Source organism: Rodentibacter rarus (assembly GCF_001998965.1).
In the GTDB taxonomy this organism is placed as follows: Bacteria; Pseudomonadota; Gammaproteobacteria; order Enterobacterales; family Pasteurellaceae; genus Rodentibacter; species Rodentibacter rarus.
Window position 1 is genome coordinate 1 of the sequence record NZ_MLHJ01000156.1, and the last position, 2,536, is coordinate 2,536.

Annotated in this window: 5 protein-coding genes and 1 pseudogene; 1 reads left to right on the forward strand and 5 read right to left on the reverse strand. The window is 39.2% G+C overall.

The window, feature by feature from the left end; translation table 11 throughout:
• Positions 1-83: 83 nt before the first annotated feature.
• Positions 84-353: an ogr/Delta-like zinc finger family protein gene (locus BKK50_RS12035; protein WP_077418448.1), complete on the forward strand. Its 270-nt coding sequence runs from the start codon at positions 84-86 to the stop codon at positions 351-353.
• A gap of 15 nt (positions 354-368) precedes the next feature.
• Here BKK50_RS12035 and BKK50_RS12040 read toward each other — a convergent pair whose 3' ends face one another.
• From BKK50_RS12040 to BKK50_RS13010, 5 genes and pseudogenes are all read right to left on the reverse strand, one after another.
• The gene (locus BKK50_RS12040; protein ID WP_077418450.1) at positions 369-776 is read right to left on the reverse strand and encodes a type II toxin-antitoxin system HicB family antitoxin; all 408 of its coding nucleotides are present in this window, start codon (positions 774-776) and stop codon (positions 369-371) included.
• 28 nt (positions 777-804) lie between these two features.
• Positions 805-984, reverse strand: coding sequence for a type II toxin-antitoxin system HicA family toxin (locus BKK50_RS12045; protein ID WP_077418452.1), 180 nt, complete (start codon positions 982-984; stop codon positions 805-807).
• A gap of 77 nt (positions 985-1,061) precedes the next feature.
• Positions 1,062-1,577, reverse strand: coding sequence for a phage N-6-adenine-methyltransferase (locus BKK50_RS12050; RefSeq protein WP_077418455.1), 516 nt, complete (start codon positions 1,575-1,577; stop codon positions 1,062-1,064).
• A 9-nt stretch (positions 1,578-1,586) separates the two neighbouring features.
• Positions 1,587-1,910 carry a hypothetical protein gene (locus tag BKK50_RS12055; RefSeq protein ID WP_077418457.1) on the reverse strand — a complete coding sequence of 108 codons (324 nt, stop codon included), beginning with the start codon at positions 1,908-1,910 and terminating at the stop codon, positions 1,587-1,589.
• An 11-nt stretch (positions 1,911-1,921) separates the two neighbouring features.
• Positions 1,922-2,536, reverse strand: a pseudogene (locus BKK50_RS13010) (replication endonuclease); the annotation flags it as partial.

Here is a 2,536-nt window from a genome sequence, read left to right on the forward strand (position 1 = left end):
TTGCATGATCATTAACAGCCTATACAAAACAACAGTATTTTATATAATGAGAAATACTGATTAATTTTGTGTTTTTGGGGAAAATGGCAAGAACAACAGATATTTATTGTAAAGTCTGTAATGCGAAATCAGTGATCGAAAGAACTGAACGAATACACAGCGAATTTGCTCGCTATTATTGTGTTTGTAAAAATCCCCAATGCGGTCACCGTTTTGTGATGAATATGGAATTTAGTCACACGACAAGAAGTAGCAAACTGACAAAAGAAAATCTACTAAAATTGACATTGCAACAGCTTTCACAAGAAGATAAAGATAATTTAATGAGGCTGTTAAAAGAAGAAAGCCGCTAGAAATAGCGGCTTTTTTTATGCGGAAAGTAATTTATTTGTGGCTAATTGCGCCAAAAAGTTACTTCTGTTTTTGTATTCCGGATGGGTGGCGACAAAGTTATCAATGCGTTTAATCAAAAGGCTTGGTAAGGTTACATTGATTTTTTCTGCTTTCCCCATTAAATGGGTGAGATCGACATCTACAACAGTAAATGTAAAACCTTCATAATCAGGGTTTTTAACATGATTTTGTAATGAGGTTGGTTGCGGAATATCCTCACCATCTTCTAACATTCCCTCTATATGAAATGCGATAGCCTCTTTTGCATTGATAAAAGCCTCTTCTAATGTATCCCCGGCAGAAAAACAGCCCGGTACATCCGGCACGATCACACCGTAAGCGTGATTTTCATCGCCCATTTCAATACCAATTGGATATAACATATTCTTCCTCTTTGTTTATGAAGGGGGATTAAATCCCCGCTTGTTTTAATATTGATTTTACCGTTTTTATGTTTAAATCCTTTTTCGGATGTGGCACGGTAACTCGCCCTTTCTTTGTTGGATGTTTGAATTGGTGGTGACTACCGACTACGTTTACAAGATACCAACCATCATCCTCTATTTTCTTGATTATTTTTGCACTGTTCATTTTGCCTCTTGTTTATTAATTATGGGGTTATTATAACTCTTCACTATGTATTGTCAACACTTTTAGAGTTATATGGGTTATTTTTTATTAATTTCTTTCATCTCATGCAACGACACATAAGACGATTTCAAACTGCCGTAAGGGGCTTTTGGCTCAAATAACACAAGCATTTGTGGCTTGTTATTTTGGTCGGTTTCCTCGCCTGTTTCGTTGTTGATAAAGGGAATGCGGGAATTAGTGATATACACAATTTCTTTTGCATTTCGCACGCACATATCGAACCATTTTGTAGAGCTATCCACATTCAGCAACATCACCACGGTTTTATTGTGTAGCACACTTTGTTGTATTGCACGCAACACAAAAGGCAACGGATTTGAATAAGGCGGGTTCATCCATACATAACGACCCTTCCAATCGGCGGTTAGCGTGTTTTGCTCCGGTGTGATGAAATTTTTGACTTTTGCATTGTGCGCCATAGCGCACGCATCGAGATCAAATTTGATGTTGAAATATGATTCGGCATAATAAAGCACCCACCAAGGTGTCGCCCATAAATCCTTGTCTGATTTTTTGGTGTTGGATTTGTTCATAGGACCACCTTAAAGAATCCACAAAATCCACATAAATACGGCGAACGCACCACCAAGCATTCCCCCAAGTAAATTGAGTAAGGTATCGCCAATGCGATCCGCTGTGATGTGTTTTTCCAATCGGTTAATTTCTTTCAAGAAAAATCGGTTAAGGAGTTTTATTGTCTCGCTCTGTGTTTTGGCAAGACTGACGGTCTGTTGGGATTGCACGGCAAGATCCCAAACTTGCCCTTGTAGATTTTTCAGCTCAATTTGACCGCACTTTTGTGCATCCTTTTCGGTGCGTTTTGCCGCCAAAATACGCTGAATTTGTTTTTGTTTACGTTTTTTCATGGTGTTTTCTCCTATTGAATACGTTGATTTTTGTGTAAGGCTTTGAGTTTTTGGATATTTCTTGGCACAGGGGCGAGGGTCGCCATCATGTTTTGATTGCGTTTCACTAACTGCACGTCGTTATCTTTCAGTTCGAGGGCGGTATATTTATCTATTACCAGCCGTTTAAACTTAAATAAATAGTCTAATTTTTGTTCATTTAACGGTGCACAAATCGGGATCAATAACTGTTTTAATTTTTGTTCAATTTTTGAACGGTTACAGTTATTGACACAAGTCCAAGGCGGGCAAAGCCCGCTGTTTGCGGTTTCGCTGCGCTCAACCGAGTTAGATGTAAAATCTTTCGGGCGTTTTTTGATGATGTATTTTTTAAGACGGGTTTTAATGGCATATTGGGTGAATTGGTTTTTGACACCGATCACCGATTTATGCACTTCGCCGTATTGGTTCGGGGCTTTCTCTTCGTAGTCCAGTTTCAAAGGCTGTTCACTGCGAGGGGTTTCTGCGCCACCTTGTAAATCAAAGAAAAAGGCATAATCGCCCAAGTCGCAACCTAGGCGGGCTTTTTCGGTGATTTCGTCTTCACATTGTCCGTTGATGAGTCGGCGTGTCAATGATCTTCCAAA